The organism is Streptomyces sp. NPDC004610 (genome assembly GCF_040609715.1).
GTDB lineage: Bacteria > Actinomycetota > Actinomycetes > Streptomycetales > Streptomycetaceae > Streptomyces.
In genome coordinates, this window is sequence record NZ_JBEXLA010000051.1 from 36,737 (window position 1) to 53,190 (window position 16,454).

Annotated in this window: 11 protein-coding genes; 7 read left to right on the plus strand and 4 right to left on the minus strand. The window is 72.4% G+C overall.

The features are described from left to right. Window positions 1-148: 148 nt before the first annotated feature. The gene (gene uvrA, locus ABZX40_RS37785; RefSeq protein ID WP_355749447.1) at window positions 149-3,295 is read left to right on the plus strand and encodes an excinuclease ABC subunit UvrA; all 3,147 of its coding nucleotides are present in this window, start codon (window positions 149-151) and stop codon (window positions 3,293-3,295) included. Between the two features lie 206 nt (window positions 3,296-3,501). Here uvrA and ABZX40_RS37790 read toward each other — a convergent pair whose 3' ends face one another. Then, window positions 3,502-4,086 (minus strand): YceI family protein, encoded by a 585-nt coding sequence (locus ABZX40_RS37790; protein ID WP_355749450.1) that lies wholly within the window; start codon window positions 4,084-4,086, stop codon window positions 3,502-3,504. A gap of 100 nt (window positions 4,087-4,186) precedes the next feature. Here ABZX40_RS37790 and ABZX40_RS37795 point away from each other — a divergent pair, with 100 nt between their 5' ends. Then, window positions 4,187-5,050 (plus strand): helix-turn-helix domain-containing protein, encoded by an 864-nt coding sequence (locus ABZX40_RS37795; protein ID WP_355749452.1) that lies wholly within the window; start codon window positions 4,187-4,189, stop codon window positions 5,048-5,050. Window positions 5,051-5,076: 26 nt separating this feature from the next. On the opposite strand, the gene ABZX40_RS37800 is transcribed toward ABZX40_RS37795, so the two are convergent. Together ABZX40_RS37800 and ABZX40_RS37805 are read right to left on the minus strand one after the other, a co-directional pair. After that, a complete protein-coding gene (locus tag ABZX40_RS37800) occupies window positions 5,077-6,015 on the minus strand; it encodes a carbohydrate kinase (protein WP_355749453.1) in 939 nt (312 codons plus the stop codon). Continuing rightward, window positions 6,012-7,199 carry a LacI family DNA-binding transcriptional regulator gene (locus tag ABZX40_RS37805; protein ID WP_355749455.1) on the minus strand — a complete coding sequence of 396 codons (1,188 nt, stop codon included), beginning with the start codon at window positions 7,197-7,199 and terminating at the stop codon, window positions 6,012-6,014. The genes ABZX40_RS37800 and ABZX40_RS37805 overlap by 4 nt, the downstream gene beginning before the upstream one ends. A 232-nt stretch (window positions 7,200-7,431) precedes the next feature. Here ABZX40_RS37805 and ABZX40_RS37810 point away from each other — a divergent pair, with 232 nt between their 5' ends. Next, window positions 7,432-7,857 (plus strand): Rieske (2Fe-2S) protein, encoded by a 426-nt coding sequence (locus ABZX40_RS37810; RefSeq protein ID WP_355749457.1) that lies wholly within the window; start codon window positions 7,432-7,434, stop codon window positions 7,855-7,857. Between the two features lie 53 nt (window positions 7,858-7,910). Here ABZX40_RS37810 and ABZX40_RS37815 read toward each other — a convergent pair whose 3' ends face one another. Continuing rightward, on the minus strand, window positions 7,911-8,864 hold the full coding sequence (locus tag ABZX40_RS37815) for a hypothetical protein (RefSeq protein WP_355749460.1): 954 nt from the start codon (window positions 8,862-8,864) through the stop codon (window positions 7,911-7,913). A 248-nt stretch (window positions 8,865-9,112) separates the two neighbouring features. Here ABZX40_RS37815 and uvrC point away from each other — a divergent pair, with 248 nt between their 5' ends. From uvrC to whiA, 4 genes are read left to right on the plus strand one after another with little or no spacing between them, the layout of a single operon-like run. After that, window positions 9,113-11,470 carry an excinuclease ABC subunit UvrC gene (gene uvrC, locus ABZX40_RS37820; RefSeq protein WP_355749462.1) on the plus strand — a complete coding sequence of 786 codons (2,358 nt, stop codon included), beginning with the start codon at window positions 9,113-9,115 and terminating at the stop codon, window positions 11,468-11,470. Then, on the plus strand, window positions 11,467-12,642 hold the full coding sequence (gene rapZ, locus ABZX40_RS37825; RefSeq protein WP_355749465.1) for an RNase adapter RapZ: 1,176 nt from the start codon (window positions 11,467-11,469) through the stop codon (window positions 12,640-12,642). Before uvrC ends, rapZ begins: the two co-directional genes overlap by 4 nt. Further along, a complete protein-coding gene (gene yvcK, locus ABZX40_RS37830) occupies window positions 12,639-13,718 on the plus strand; it encodes a uridine diphosphate-N-acetylglucosamine-binding protein YvcK (protein ID WP_355749468.1) in 1,080 nt (359 codons plus the stop codon). The genes rapZ and yvcK overlap by 4 nt, the downstream gene beginning before the upstream one ends. After that, window positions 13,709-14,698, plus strand: a complete 990-nt coding sequence (whiA, locus tag ABZX40_RS37835; protein ID WP_355749471.1) for a DNA-binding protein WhiA — start codon at window positions 13,709-13,711, stop codon at window positions 14,696-14,698. Before yvcK ends, whiA begins: the two co-directional genes overlap by 10 nt. The last annotated feature ends 1,756 nt before the right edge of the window (window positions 14,699-16,454 follow it).

A 16,454-nucleotide genomic window follows, 5' to 3' on the forward strand; every position in this document is an offset into this window, starting at 1 on the left:
AGGGTCGGCGGTGGCGTCGGGCATGCTGGACAGCCCGGGATTGTTATGCGAACCAGAATCCGACCGGCGTTGTCAGTGGCTCCCCCTAGGCTGAGAAAGCACGGGGGCCTCGCCCCTGTCACTTCTCTCAAGAAAGGTGCGGACCGGCGTGGCCGACCGTCTCATCGTCCGTGGCGCGCGCGAGCACAACCTGAAGAACGTCTCGCTCGACCTGCCTCGTGACTCGCTCATCGTCTTCACGGGCCTGTCCGGGTCGGGCAAGTCCTCCCTGGCCTTCGACACCATCTTCGCCGAGGGTCAGCGCCGCTATGTGGAGTCGCTCTCCTCGTACGCCCGCCAGTTCCTCGGACAGATGGACAAGCCCGATGTCGACTTCATCGAGGGCCTGTCCCCGGCGGTCTCCATCGACCAGAAGTCGACCTCGCGCAACCCGCGCTCGACGGTCGGCACGATCACCGAGGTCTACGACTATCTGCGGCTGCTCTTCGCGCGCATCGGCAAGCCCCACTGCCCGCAGTGCGGCCGGCCCATCTCCCGCCAGTCGCCGCAGGCCATCGTGGACAAGGTGCTGGAGCTGCCCGAGGGGAGCCGGTTCCAGGTGCTCTCGCCGCTGGTGCGCGAGCGCAAGGGCGAGTTCGTGGACCTCTTCGCCGACCTCCAGACCAAGGGCTACTCCCGCGCGCGGGTGGACGGCGAGACCATCCAGCTCTCCGAGCCGCCCACGCTGAAGAAGCAGGAGAAGCACACCATCGAGGTGGTCGTCGACCGGCTCACGGTGAAGGAGTCCGCCAAGCGACGCCTCACCGACTCGGTGGAGACCGCCCTCGGCCTGTCCGGCGGCATGGTCGTGCTCGACTTCGTCGACCTCCCCGAGGACGACCCCGAGCGCGAGCGGATGTACTCCGAGCACCTGTACTGCCCGTACGACGACCTGTCCTTCGAGGAGCTGGAGCCCCGCTCCTTCTCCTTCAACTCGCCCTTCGGCGCCTGCCCCGACTGCACGGGCATCGGCACCCGCATGGAGGTCGACCCCGAGCTGATCGTCCCCGACGAGGACAAGAGCCTCGACGAGGGCGCCATCCACCCCTGGTCGCACGGGCACACCAAGGACTACTTCGGCCGCCTGATCGACGCCCTCGCCGACGCCCTCGGATTCCGTACGGACATCCCCTTCGCGGGCCTCCCGCAGCGCGCCCGCAAGGCCCTGCTGCACGGCCACAAGACCCAGATCGAGGTCCGCTACCGCAACCGGTACGGGCGCGAGCGGGTCTACACCACGCCCTTCGAGGGCGCGGTCCCCTTCGTCAAGCGGCGGCACAGCGAGGCCGAGTCCGACGCCAGCCGGGAGCGCTTCGAGGGCTATATGCGCGAGGTGCCCTGTCCCACCTGCCAGGGCACCCGCCTCAAGCCGATCGTCCTCGCGGTCACGGTCATGGAGAAGTCCATCGCCGAGGTCTCCGCGATGTCGATCAGCGACTGCGCGGAGTTCCTGGGCGAGCTGAAGCTCAACGCCCGGGACAAGAAGATCGCCGAGCGGGTGCTGAAGGAGGTCAACGAACGGCTGCGCTTCCTGGTCGACGTCGGCCTCGACTATCTGTCGCTGAACCGCGCGGCGGGCACCCTCTCCGGCGGCGAGGCCCAGCGCATCCGCCTGGCCACCCAGATCGGCTCCGGCCTGGTCGGCGTGCTGTACGTGCTGGACGAGCCCTCCATCGGTCTGCACCAGCGTGACAACCACCGGCTGATCGAGACCCTGGTCCGGCTGCGCGACATGGGCAACACCCTGATCGTCGTGGAGCACGACGAGGACACCATCAAGGTCGCCGACTGGGTGGTCGACATCGGCCCCGGCGCGGGGGAGCACGGCGGGAAGGTCGTGCACAGCGGCTCCCTGAAGGAGCTGCTCGCCAACGAGGAGTCGCAGACCGGGCTGTACCTGGCGGGCAAGAAGGCCATCCCACTGCCCGACATCCGCCGCCCGCGCGACCCGTCCCGTCAGCTCACGGTGTTCGGCGCCCGGGAGAACAACCTCCAGGACATCGACGTCTCCTTCCCGCTGGGCGTCTTCACCGCGGTCACGGGCGTGTCCGGCTCCGGCAAGTCGACGCTGGTCAACGACATCCTCTACACCCATCTGGCGCGCGAGCTGAACGGCGCCAAGAGCGTCCCCGGCCGTCACACGCGGGTGGAGGGCGACGACCTGGTCGACAAGGTCGTCCATGTCGACCAGTCGCCCATCGGCCGCACCCCGCGCTCCAACCCGGCGACGTACACCGGTGTCTTCGACCACGTCCGCAGACTGTTCGCAGAGACGACGGAGGCGAAGGTGCGCGGCTATCTGCCGGGGCGCTTCTCCTTCAACGTCAAGGGCGGTCGCTGCGAGAACTGCGCGGGCGACGGCACGATCAAGATCGAGATGAACTTCCTGCCGGACGTCTACGTCCCGTGCGAGGTCTGTCACGGGGCCCGGTACAACCGGGAGACGCTGGACGTCCACTACAAGGGCAAGTCCATCGCCGAGGTCCTGAACATGCCGATCGAGGAGGCCCTCGACTTCTTCGAGGCCGTCCCCGCGATCGCCCGCCACCTCCGGACCCTGCACGACGTCGGGCTGGGCTATGTCCGTCTCGGCCAGTCGGCCACGACCCTGTCCGGCGGTGAGGCCCAGCGCGTCAAGCTGGCCAGCGAACTGCAGAAGCGGTCCACCGGGCGCACGGTCTACGTCCTGGACGAGCCGACCACCGGTCTGCACTTCGAGGACATCAGCAAGCTGCTGACGGTACTGGCCGGCCTGGTCGACAAGGGCAACACGGTCATCGTCATCGAGCACAACCTCGATGTGATCAAGACCGCCGACTGGGTCGTCGACATGGGCCCCGAGGGCGGGGCCGGCGGTGGTGTCGTGGTCGCCGAGGGGCCGCCCGAGCTGGTCGCCGGGGTCTCCACCAGCCACACCGGCAAGTTCCTGCGGGAGATCCTCGACCCGGACCGGATCAGCGACGCCGCCCCGGTGAAGGCTCCGCGCCGGACTGCCGCCAAGAAGACCGTCGCGGCGAAGACCCCCGCGAAGACGACGGCCACGGCCAGGACGACGGCCACCGCGAAGAAGACGGCGACGACGAAGAAGGCGGCCACCGCCGGGACGGCGGCCACGGCCAGGACGACCGGGACCGCGAACAACACCGCGTCGACGAAGGCGGCGGGCGCCACCAAGGCGGCGGGCGCCACCAAGGCGGCGGGCGCCACCAAGAAGACGACACCTGCGAAGAAGACGACCCGGGCGCGGAAGGCGTGAGACACGACACCCCGGGCCGACACCTGGGGACGAGGTGAGCCGCGCCACCAGGCCCCTGGGCCGGACGGCGCGTGCTCGCGCGAGGGTTCGTCACTCGAACGAGTGATCGTGGCCGCGGGCGGTGTCCGGGGGAACTCCCCCCGAGGCGCCGCCCGTTGTCATATCAGTTCGGCCGCGAAGCCCGGACGGATGGTCCGGGGCGCAGTTCAGGCGCTCTGGTCCTGCGGCTCGACAAAGCGCATGTCCAACCGCACCTTGACAACAGAACCAATGATTCCCGGCGCGAAACCCAGCCCGAAGTCACCGCGCCGGATCTCCCCGGTCGCCGTGAAGGCCGCCCGCTTGCGCTGATCCACGGAGGACGGCGACACCCCGCCGAAGGTCACGGCGAACGACACCGGGCGGGTCACCTCCCCGATGGTCATGTCCCCGGCCATCGTCCAGTCCTCACCCTGGCCGGACACTTCCGTGGCGCGGAACGACAGGGTCGGCCGCTTCTCCACATCCAGCATGTCCCCGGAGCGGACATGCGTGTCCCGCTTGGCATTGCCGGTGTCGAACGAGGCGAGGGCGATCTCCGCGTCCACCCGGGTCGCCTCGGCCCGCTCCCCGATGTGCAGATCCGCCCGCACCTCGGTGAACCGTCCGCCCACCTTGATGATCCCCACCTTGCGGACGGTGAAGGTGACGGCCGAGGCATCCGGATCGAGCGTCCAGTGTCCGGACGACAGGGGCAGAACGGCGGCTGCGGCGGTGGCGGTCGGCGACCCCGAGCGGTCTTCGTCAGTCATGGCACCACCCTCGGGCCACCCGGCCGCCGGAGGGAGACCGGGCCGAGGGTGGTAGTGGCAGGGCCACCCTCCGCGGCGGACAGCGCGGTACGTTCGACACGTGAGCGACAATCCGCTGGGCACCTTTCTGCGCACCCGTCGTGAGGGCGTCACCCCCGCCGAGGTGGGACTGCCCACGGGCGCCCGCCGCCGCACCCCGGGCCTGCGGCGGGCCGAGCTGGCGACACTCGCCGACATCAGCGTCGAGTACCTCATCCGGCTCGAACAGGGGCGTGACCGCAACCCCTCGCCCCAGGTGCTCGGCGCCCTCGGAGACGCGCTGCTGCTGAGCGGCCCCGACCGGTTCCTCATGTTCCGGCTCGCCAAGGAGTCCGGCGACGCCAAGAACCTCTGCACCGCGGTCACCCCGCCCGCGCTGACGGTACGGCCCACCGTCCGGGCACTCCTGGACCGCCTGGAACCCACCCCCGCCGTACTGATCAACTGGGTCGGCGACATCATCGCCCACACCCACGGCTATGAGCGGTTCGCCCGCCCGCTCGGCCTGCTCGACCCGGCCGACGACCGGCGGCCCAACATGGTCCGCTGGGTGTTCACCGACGCCCGCGCCCGCTCCGCGTACCCCGGCTGGGAGCGGCTCGCCGATGATCAGATCGCCCATCTGCGCAACGAGGCGTCCATCCAGGACCCCCATGTGGCCGCGCTGGCGAACGAGCTGACGGTCACCGCCGGTGCCGCGTTCGCCGAGCGGCTCACCGCCCTCCCGGCCCTGCCCGCCCGCACCGGCATCGACCTCGTCGAACACCCCGACGTGGGCCGCCTGCGCCTCTCCTTCGAGACGCTCTCCCTGCCGGGCGACGGCCAGCGCCTGCTGGTGCACCTCCCGGCCGACGAGGCCACGGCCACGGCCCTGGACCGCCTCAACGGACGGACACCGGGAGCACTGCGCGCCGTGAGCGGCTGACGGCTGCGCGATGGGGGACGGCTCGACTAGAGCTGCCCCACCTCGGACGCGTACGGCGGTTCCGCGCCCGCCCGGGAGCAGGTGATCGCCGCGGCGCGGGCGGCGAAACGCAGCAGGCGCCCCCAGCCGTCCTGGCCGAGGGCGGCGAGGGCGGGGGCGGACAGGGCCTGCTGCTGGGCGAGGCCGTGCAGCAGGGCGGCGTTGACGGTGTCGCCGGCGCCGATGGTGTCCACGACGTCGACCTTCTCGCCGGGGACGGAGTACTCCGCGTACTCCCTGCCGTGCCCATCGCCGCCGTCGCCCCGGGTGTACACCGTCAGTCCGTCGCCGCCCCGGGTGATCACCACCGCCGTGGGGCCCTCGGCCAGCCATTCCCGCGGGGTGCCGCCCAGCCAGCGGGCGTCGTCCTCGGAGAGCTTGAGCAGGGTGACGGAGGGCAGCCAGCTGCGGAACCGGGCGCGGTAGGCGTCGGGGTCGTCGATCAGGACGGCGCGGATGTTCGGGTCGAGGGTGGTGAAGACGCCCCGGGCGGCGGCGGTCCGGAGCAGTTCCTCGTAGGCGGTCGCGCCCGGTTCGAGGACCAGGGAGCAGGTGCCGAAGGAGAGGGCGCGGACGCCGGCGGGCAGGTCGGCGGGGGTGGTGAAGAGACGGTCGGCGGTGCCCTCGACATAGAAGGCGTAGGCGGCCGAACCGGTGGCGTCGAGGGTGGCGACCGCGAGGGTGGTGGGTTCGGGGCCGCGCTGGACGGTGGAGACCTCCACGCCGGAGCGGCGCAGCCCGTCGAGCAGGGCCTCACCGAAGGCGTCTCGTGAGGTGCGGGAGCAGAAGGCGGTGGGGGAGCCGAGGCGGCCGAGGGCCACGGCGGTGTTGTAGGGGCCGCCGCCGAGCGCGGGCTGGAGGGTGGCGAGGGCGCCCGTGCCCTGCGGTACCAGGTCGATCAGGGCTTCACCGGCGACGACGATCACGGGGCGGTTCCTCTCTCGGACTCCGGAAAGTGGGGCGGGGTCGGTGGCTGCTCGGGGCGTGGGGCGGACCGGCTTGCGGGGCGTTCGTCGGGGCATCCGCAGGAGCTGCGGTGGACGAAGGCGCAGGGCAGGCGCACGGTGCGGCTGGGGCGGTCCGGGTCGGCGAGCCGCTCCAGCAGGACGCGGACCGCCTCCGCGCCGATCTCCCGGCTGGGCTGGGCGATGGCGGTGAGGCGGGGTGTGAAGAGATCGGCCCAGGTGAAGTCGTCGAAGCAGCACAGGGCGAGATCGCCGGGCACCGAGAGGCCGTGGTCGCGCAGGGCGCGCAGGGCGCCGATGGTCATCGCGTTGTTGGCGGTGACCAGGGCGGTCGGCGGGGCGGGCAGGGCCAGCAGGGCGGCGGTGGCCCGTTCGGCGGCCTCGGCGGTGGAGTCGCCGTGGACGACGAGGCGCCCGTCGTGGGGGAGTCCGGCGGCGGTGAGGCCCTGGCGGTGGCCGGCGATGCGTTCGGTGGTGGTGCTGAGTCCGGGCAGCCCCGCGACCAGTGCGATCCGGCGATGGCCGAGACCGGCGAGGTGGGTGACGAGCCGGGCGACGGGCGCGGTGTTCTCGGCGCAGACCTGGTCGAAGCGGAGCCGGACGTCCGCGGGGAGGGCAGCGGGGCCGGGGGAGTGCGGGAGCCCGACCGGACCGGCGTCCGGTGGGGTCTCGCCCGTGGCGTCGCCGTCCCGTGGGGAGTCGATCAGCCGGTCCAGGAAGACCGTGGGCACGGAGTGGCGGTGGAGGTAGGTGAGGAGGGCGTGGGGAGTGGCGGAGGGGGTGATGATCAGGCCATCCACGCGGCGCTCGTGCAGCAGTTGGACGACCTTGCGCTCATGGGCGGGGTCGTCGTGGGGGTCGGCGATCAGCAGGCTGTAGCCGTGTTCCAGGGCGGCGGCCTCGACACCCTGGAGGATCTCGGTGAAGTACGGGTTGGTGATCGCCGACACGGCGAGCCCGATGGAGCGGGTGCGGGAGGTGACCAGGGAGCGGGCCAGGGTGTTCGGGGTGTAGCCGAGGTCGTCGACGGCGTCCAGGACGGCCTGGCGGGTCGGGGGGAGGACGGGGCGGGTGCCGTTCAGGACATGGGAGACGGTCGCCACGGAGACACCGGCCCGGCGTGCCACGTCCGCCATCGTCGCCACGGTGGGATTCCCTTCCCGTCGGTTGCCCGGTTGCCTGCCCTGCGGCGAGTCACCCGCCCTGTTTCGGCCAGTCACCCGCCTCTCGCTGATCGGGAACGTATCCCATCTCCCGGCCCCGCGTAAACGCTTGCGCAAGCGTTTACGTGCGGTGGGCCGACCTGCCCGGTCCGTCGTCGGGAGCGTCGGTTATGGTCACCGGGCATCCGCCAAGCGCACCGTATGTGGAGTCCTCATGCCCGGCACCAGGCCGTCAGCGAACCGTCGTACCGTTCTGCGGGGAGCGGCTGCCGTGCCGGTGGCGGGGCTGGGGCTGGCCGCCTGCTCGCCGGGGGACAGTACCCGGGCCGCCACGCCGGCCGGGCCGGTCGACGTGGGGGCGGAGAGCGAGGTCGGCAAGGGCGCGGCGGCGCTCTACCGGGATCACAACGTGGTCGTGAGCCGGGCCGAGGACGGGGCGGTGACGGCGTACGGGTCGGTGTGCACGCATGCCGGGTGTGCGATCAACAAGCTGGAGGGGACGACGCTGATCTGCCCCTGTCACGGCAGCGAGTTCGACGCGCGGACCGGCGAGGTGCTCCAGGGGCCGGCCACGGTGGCACTGCCGGAGCTGTCGGTGCGGACCGAGAACGGGCGGCTGGTGGTCGCGCCGGAGGTGTAGGGCCGCCGGCGCCCTTCCGGGGGCGGTGCCCTGCCGGGCTCCTGGGGGTGGCTCTACTCCCAGTCCCAGCCGATGCCGACGATGCCGGAGCGGATCCGGGGTTCCACCAGGTGGACCGAGTGGTGGTCGGTGAGCGGCAGCTCCTGGCGACCGCTGCGCGGGGCGGCGGCCGAGTGCTGGGTGAAGCGGTGGCAGCGCACGGGCAGGCTGTGCTCGTGGAAGCGCACCTGGAGGGCGTACTGCCCGCCGGCCGGGCCGAAGCCGCGGAGGTACTCGCGGGAGGGGCCCGCGGTGCCGTCCTCCACGGTGTAGCGGAAGAGATAGGTGTCGCCGGCCCGGAGCCGGGCGCCGAAGTGCAGCTCGGCCACCAGGACACCGGTGTCGCGGTGCAGCCGGACGCGGCCGGTGCGGCAGTTCTCCAGGGCGTGCACGGCCATCCGGTCGGGGGCGCAGCCGGGGTCGCCGTGGTGGACGGCGACGAAGCGGTCGACGCCGTCGCGGTGGGCGCGCACGATGTGGTGGGACTCGCGGCCGAGCAGTTCGCGGTGCGGGCCGATGTCCACGCGCTCATGGTGGCCGAGCATGTGCAGACCGCCGTCGAGGGGGACGTCCAGCTCCCCGAGCAGCTTCTCCAGGACGCCGGACGCCTCGACGAGGGAGCGGTAGGAGCGGGTGGCGGCCCGGGTGCCGGTGCGCTGGTCGTCGACGTCGGCGAGCAGCCGTATGAGGGACTCCTCGGGCAGCTGGAGGATCTCCTCCAGCGCGCGGACGGCCCGCAGGGACTCGGGGCGCTGGGGGCGGCGGGCGCCCTGCTGCCAGTAACTCAGGCTGGTGACGCCGACTTTCACACCGTAGCGGGTCAGATGGTGCTGGACGCGTTGCAGCGGCAGTCCGCGGGCGGCGATGGCGGCGCGCAGGGCGACATGGAAGGGCCCGCCGCGCAGGGCCGTGTCCAGTTCCGCGGTGACGAGGTCGTGGTGCTCCACGGGCTGAGTGGCGTGCGGCATGCAGGGGCCTTTCTCTCACGGTTCACAACGGCTGGTCAGGCCGTTGTCGCTGGTCGTGGGGCCACCCCCGTCGGCGCCGGGCCTGTTCCGCTCCGTGCGCCGCCGTTCCCCGCCCCGAGTTCCCCCGCATTGAAGCGTGTTGACCAATTCCCGACAACACCTGTTGCCCAACCGAGGCGTACTTGCGCGGGGCGGACCGGGGGTGGTCACGCACAGTGACGCGCGGGGTGGTCGACAGGCTACTCGGAGTGTCAGTGGCCGCCAGTAGGGTTGGAGACATGGCCGATCCTTCCAGCTACCGCCCCAGGCCGGGTGAGATCCCGGACTCCCCGGGGGTGTACCGATTCCGCGACGAGCACCGCCGGGTGATCTACGTCGGGAAGGCGAAGAGCCTGCGTCAGCGCCTGGCGAACTACTTCCAGGACCTGTCCGGACTCCACCCGCGCACCCGCACGATGGTCACCACGGCCGCGTCCGTGGAGTGGACGGTGGTGTCCACGGAGGTGGAGGCCCTCCAGCTGGAGTACTCCTGGATCAAGGAGTACGACCCCCGGTTCAACGTCAAGTACCGCGACGACAAGAGCTACCCGTATCTCGCGGTGACGATGAACGAGGAGTTCCCGCGGGTGCAGGTGATGCGTGGCCAGAAGCGCAAGGGTGTGCGCTACTTCGGGCCGTACGGGCATGCCTGGGCGATCCGCGACACCGTGGATCTGCTGCTGCGGGTGTTCCCGGTGCGCACCTGCTCGGCCGGGGTCTTCAAGAACGCCGCCCGCACCGGCCGCCCCTGTCTGCTCGGCTACATCGGCAAGTGCTCCGCCCCCTGCGTCGGCCGGGTCACCCCGGAGGAACACCGTGAACTGGCGGAGGAGTTCTGCGACTTCATGGCCGGGCGCACGGGCGCCTATCTGCGCCGCCTGGAGCAGCAGATGGCCGGGGCGGCCGAGGAGATGGAGTACGAGCGGGCGGCCCGGCTGCGCGACGACATCGGGGCCCTGAAGAAGGCCATGGAGAAGAACGCGGTGGTGCTCGCCGACGCGACCGACGCCGATCTGATCGCGGTCGCCGAGGACGAGCTGGAGGCGGCCGTCCAGATCTTCCACGTCCGGGGCGGCCGGGTCCGGGGCCAGCGCGGCTGGGTCACCGACAAGGTCGAGGAGATCACCACCGCCGCCCTGGTCGAACACGCGCTCCAGCAGCTCTACGGTGAGGAGACGGGCGACGCGGTGCCCAAGGAGGTGCTGGTCCCGGCGCTGCCCGACCCGGTGGAGCCGGTGCAGGAGTGGCTCGCCGCGCGGCGCGGCTCCCAGGTCTCCCTGCGCATCCCGCAGCGCGGCGACAAGAAGGCCCTGATGGAGACGGTGGAGCGCAACGCGCAGCAGGCACTCGTGCTGCACAAGACCAAGCGCGCCTCCGACCTCACCACCCGCTCCCGCGCGCTGGAGGAGATCGCCGAGGCCCTCGACCTGGACAGCGCTCCGCTGCGGATCGAGTGCTACGACATCTCACACCTCCAGGGCGACGACGTGGTGGCGTCGATGGTGGTCTTCGAGGACGGCCTCCAGCGCAAGAGCGAGTACCGCCGCTTCCAGATCAAGGGCTTCGAGGGGCAGGACGACGTCCGCTCCATGCACGAGGTGATCACCCGCCGCTTCCGCCGCTACCTCGCGGAGAAGGAGCGCACGGGGGAGTGGGTGGACGACGGCCACGTCAACGGCACGGCGCCGGCACCGGCGGACGACGGGACGGAGGCGGGCCCCGGGACGGGCATCGGTGTCGGTGTCGGCGCGGTGCCGGACGCCACGTCGGCCTCCGGCATCGGCGCCGGGCCAGGCGCCGCCCCGGCCTCCGGCGTCGTCAGCAACGGCACGGACCCCGTCCCTGGCAGCAACCGCACAGCCCCCGGAACCGCCGCCGACGGCAACGGCAGCGGCCCCGGCACGGGTAGCGTCGGGATCATGGACGCCCGGGGCAATCCCCTCACCGACGCCGGGCCCAAGGACGACGACGGTCGTCCCCGGAAGTTCGCCTACCCGCCCCAGCTCGTGGTGGTGGACGGCGGACGCCCCCAGGTCCTCGCGGCCCGGCGCGCGCTGGACGAACTGGGGATCGACGACATCGCGGTGTGCGGTCTGGCCAAGCGGCTGGAGGAGGTCTGGCTGCCGGACGACGAGGACCCGGTGGTACTGCCGCGCACCAGCGAGGGCCTCTATCTGCTCCAACGGGTCCGCGACGAGGCGCACCGCTTCGCGATCACCTATCAGCGCACCAAGCGGGCGAAGCGGTTCCGCTCCTCCCCGCTGGACGAGGTGCCCGGTCTCGGCGAGACCAGAAAACAGGCACTGATCAAGCACTTCGGTTCGGTGAAGAAGCTCCGGTCCGCGACAATCGACCAGATCTGTGAGGTCCCGGGCATAGGCCGCAAGACGGCCGAGACGGTGGCCGCGGCGCTCGCCGGCGCGGCCCCGGCCGCACCCGCCGTGAACACGGCGACCGGCGAGATCATGGAAGACATGGAGGACGAGGCACCCGGGACGACGGCGGGTACCTCAGGGGAGCCCGTGACAGCGAGCGCCCCGGACGAGAGACGGGGGCAGGAGACATGAGCGAGCAGGACAAGCAGCAGACATCCCAGGGAACGGGCGCCTCGGTACCGGACACCCCGGAAACCGCCGCCGCCCCGGACACGACCACAGGGGCCACGGACACCGGCACACCCGAAGCGGCCCCCGGCGCCATCCGCCCCCCGGCCGCCCCCTCGGCCCAGGCCGACGCAGCACACGGGGCGGCCCAGGCACCCGGCTCGCCCGGCTCGCCCGGCGCGGAAGGCGACTCGGAGCGCGGCGCGGAAGGCGACGGCGAGCACGACGGAGAACAGGTGAGTACGGACGCAGCGGCGCCGGGGATCCCCGACACCGCCATCCCCGAGCTGGTGATCATCTCCGGTATGTCCGGAGCCGGCCGCTCCACCGCGGCGAAGTGTCTGGAGGACCTCGGCTGGTTCGTGGTCGACAACCTCCCGCCCGCCCTGATCCCCACCATGGTCGAGCTGGGCGCCCGCTCCCAGGGCAATGTGGCGCGGATCGCGGTCGTGGTCGATGTCCGCGGACGGCGGTTCTTCGACAATCTCCGCGAGTCGCTCGCCGACCTGGAGTCCAAGCACGTCACCCGGCGGATCGTCTTCCTGGAGTCCTCGGACGACGCCCTCGTACGCCGTTTCGAATCGGTGCGGCGTCCGCATCCGCTCCAGGGCGACGGACGGATCGTCGACGGCATCGCCGCCGAGCGCGAACTGCTGCGCGAGCTGCGCGGTGACGCCGATCTGGTGATCGACACCTCCAGCCTCAATGTGCACGAGCTGCGGGCCAAGATGGACGCCCAGTTCGCCGGCGAGGAGGAGCCCGAGCTGCGGGCCACGGTGATGTCGTTCGGCTTCAAGTACGGCCTGCCGGTGGACGCCGATCTGGTCGCCGACATGCGGTTCCTGCCCAACCCGCACTGGGTGCCGGAGCTAAGGCCGTTCAGCGGGCTCAACGAGGAGGTCGCCGCGTATGTCTTCAACCAGCCCGGCGCCAAGGAGTTCCTCGACCGCTACGCCGAACTGCTCCGGCTGATCGCCGCCGGGTACCGGCGCGAGGGCAAACGCTATGTGACCATCGCCATCGGCTGCACGGGCGGCAAGCACCGCTCGGTGGCCATGTCGGAGAAGCTCGCCGCCCGCCTCGCGGCCGAGGGCGTGGAGACGGTGGTCGTGCACCGGGACATGGGCCGCGAATGACCGACCGTTCTCCGCGGCTGGCCCGGCTGCGCCGGATGACCCTCGACGGCCGCGCCACCCCCGAGGGCCGCCCGGCCCCCGCCGGGCGCGGCGCGCGGGGGCGCCGGCGCGGCACCCAGCCCAAGGTCGTCGCCCTCGGTGGCGGCATGGGCCTGTCCGCGTCGCTGGCCGCGCTGCGCCGGATCACCGGCGATCTCACCGCCGTCGTCACCGTGGCCGACGACGGCGGCTCCAGCGGGCGGCTGCGCGACGAGATGGGGGTGCTGCCGCCCGGCGATCTGCGCAAGGCGCTGGCCGCGCTGTGCGGGGACGACGACTGGGGCCAGACCTGGGCCCGGGTCATCCAGCACCGCTTCCAGTCCGAGGGCGAGATGCACGGCCACGCGGTCGGCAATCTGCTGATCGTCGCCCTGTGGGAACAGCTCGGCGATCATGTGCAGGCGCTCGACCTGGTGGGCCGGCTGCTCGGCGCGCACGGCCGGGTGCTGCCCATGTCAGCGGTGCCGCTGGAACTCCAGGCGCTGGTCAGGGGCCACGACCCGGCCCGCGCCGACGAGGTGGACACGATCCGGGGCCAGGCCAATGTGGCGCTCACCCCGGGCGAGGTGCAGTCCGTCCATCTGGTGCCGAACGATCCGCCGGCCGTCCCGGAGGCGGTCGCCGCGGTCCTGGACGCCGACTGGGTGGTGCTCGGCCCCGGCTCGTGGTTCTCCTCGGTCATCCCGCACCTGCTTGTCCCGGAACTGCTGGACGCGCTGACCGAGACCAAGGCCCGCCGGGTACTCTCGCTGAACCTCGCCCCGCAGCCCGGAGAAACCGACGGCTTCTCCCCGCAGCGTCATTTGGAGGTTTTGGGACGACACGCCCCTAAACTCGCCCTGGACGTGGTGCTGGCCGACGAGGCCGCCGTACCCGACCGCGACTCGCTGACCGAGGCCGCCCAGCGCTTCGGAGCAGCGGTGGAGCTGGCGACGGTGGCCCGTACGGACGGCACGCCCCGGCACGACCCGGAGCTGCTGGCCGCCGCGTACGACCGTATTTTTCGGATGCATGGAAGGATCGGCCCATGGCGATGACGGCAGCGGTGAAGGATGAGATCTCCCGGCTTCCCGTCACCCGGACCTGCTGCCGGAAGGCGGAGGTTTCCGCCATTCTGCGGTTCGCCGGCGGGCTGCACCTGGTGAGCGGACGCATCGTGATCGAGGCGGAGCTGGACACGGCGATGGCGGCCCGCCGCCTCAAGCGGGACATCCTGGAGATCTTCGGACACAGTTCCGAACTGATCGTGATGGCCCCCGGCGGACTGCGCCGCGGTTCGCGCTACGTCGTCCGGGTGGTGGCCGGCGGCGATCAGCTGGCCCGGCAGACCGGTCTGGTCGACGGCCGGGGCCGCCCCATCCGGGGGCTGCCCCCGCAGGTGGTCTCGGGGGCCACCTGCGACGCGGAGGCCGCCTGGCGCGGGGCGTTCCTGGCGCACGGCTCGCTCACCGAGCCCGGCCGGTCCTCCTCCCTGGAGGTGACCTGCCCCGGCCCCGAGGCCGCGCTCGCCCTGGTCGGCGCGGCGCGCAGGCTCTCCATCGCCGCGAAGGCCCGCGAGGTGCGGGGCGTGGACCGAGTGGTGGTCCGTGACGGTGACGCGATCGGCGCGCTGCTCACCCGCCTCGGCGCGCACGAGTCGGTGCTGGCCTGGGAGGAGCGCCGGATGCGCCGCGAGGTCCGCGCCACGGCGAACCGGCTGGCCAACTTCGACGACGCCAATCTGCGCCGCTCGGCCCGCGCGGCGGTCGCCGCGGGCGCCCGGGTCCAGCGGGCCCTGGAGATCCTCGCGGACGAGGTCCCCGAGCACCTCGCCGCGGCCGGGCGGCTGCGGATGGAGCACAAGCAGGCGTCGCTGGAGGAACTGGGCGCGCTCGCCGACCCCCCGCTGACCAAGGACGCCGTGGCCGGCCGGATCCGCCGACTGCTCGCCATGGCCGACAAGCGCGCCTCCGACCTGGGCATCCCGGGCACGGAGGCCAACCTCTCGGAGGACCTGGTCGACAACGTCGCCGGCTGACCCCCGAGACGCCCCGACCGGACCCATACCGGGCGCCCTCCGGCGTTTTTGCGGGACCGGCCGCCCGGTGCCGTGGCGTTTGCGCCGGGCTGGCCACCGTACGTCCGCCCCGGCCGACCCACCGGACCTGCGCGGTGTCCTTGCCGGACCGGTCACTCGGCGCCCTGGCCTCCCACGGGACCGGTCACCGTACGTCCCGCCGCGGCCAGCCCACCGGACCGGCGGTGTCCTTGCCGGACCGGTAACTCGGCGCCCTGGCCTCCCACGGGACCGGTCACCGTACGTCCAACCCGGGCCGCCCACCGGACCGGCCCCGAACACCGCCGACGTCCTCGCCGGACCAGTCACTCGGTGCGCCGGTATTCCAGCGGGCCCGGTCACCCGGTGCCCGGCGTCCACGTCGGATCGGTTACTGAGTGTGCGACTCGGTTGGCTCGCCGGACCTGCGCTGCGCCGGATGCGGTCGGCATCCCTGCGGGACCGGTCGCCCGGTGTTCTGGCGTTTCCGCCGGACCGGTCACTGAGCGTTCGACCCCGGTTGGCCCGCCGGACCCGGTCCACCACCCGCCCCGGACGCCGCCAGCACCCTTACCGGACCGCCCCCGCTCCCCTGACGTTCCCGCCGGACCGGTCACCGTATGTCTCACACGGGCGGCCTGCCGGACCCTCACGGCATACCGCCGCCGACGCCCCATCCCGGCAGGATCAGCAACCGCGTGCCGCAGGGTGCCCCACCTGGCTGCCGCGTCCACCCGTCCTCGAATGGCGTCCGGCACCCCAGCCGGACCAGTCGCCGACGGCCCCCGCGGGCCCGCCCATCGGATCCCTTGCCGGGCGGCGCCCCCCGCCCGCGCCCGCTGGATCGCCCTCCGGGCACCCACGCCCGCCCCCGCCGGATCCACGGAACCCACCGTCCGACCCGGCGGACGGATCCAGGCACCCCCCGCCCGCGCCCGCTGGATCGCCCTCCGGGCACCCACGCCCGCCCCCGCCGGATCCACGGAACCCACCGCCCGACCCGGCGGACGGATCCAGGCGGCCCCCACCGCGTCCCCCCGGCGGACGGATCCCCGCCGCACAACCCCCACCACGAACCCACGTCGCTTCCCACCTGACCTGAGGCGAAGCCGACCCACTCGCCGACCTGCCACGCATGCCCGGCGCCGAACAAGCGGCCCACGAATGGACCGACGCCCACCCCGCCACCGACCAGCCCGGAGACAGCCACCGCCCTGAGGCGGACGCCCCCTGCACTCCCGTCCGACACGTCCCCGACACGTCCCGGCACGTCCCCGGACCGCGAAAGAAGCCGACAGCCGTGGCACACGACCACTCCACCGCCATGTGCCCGCCCCTGTGCCGACTGCGGACGGCTGTTCCTGTACGCCCCGGAGCATGTGCTGTCGTTCCTCGTCGCCCCCGAGACCCGCCGGCACCCCGAGCCCGGCCCACGGCATCACACGGTCCTGGTACCGGCCTCCCCTTTCCCCGTCAGGAAGTGCCGCGCCGCGCCCCCCGGACCCGCCTCCCCCGGACCCGCCTCCCCCCCGGACCCGCCTCCCCCCGGACAACGCACCGGAAAGCCGCGCGGCCCCACCCATGAGCCCGCCTCACCCCCCCACCCCCTCCCAGCTCCACCCCCACTCCCACCCCCCCCCACTCCCCATTACCTTCTTGGTGGCCCCGCAATGGGGCGCCCGGCCTCCGGAGTTGGCATGACTCTCTCCCCCTGTCGAGTTGATGGCTTGGGGGGTGG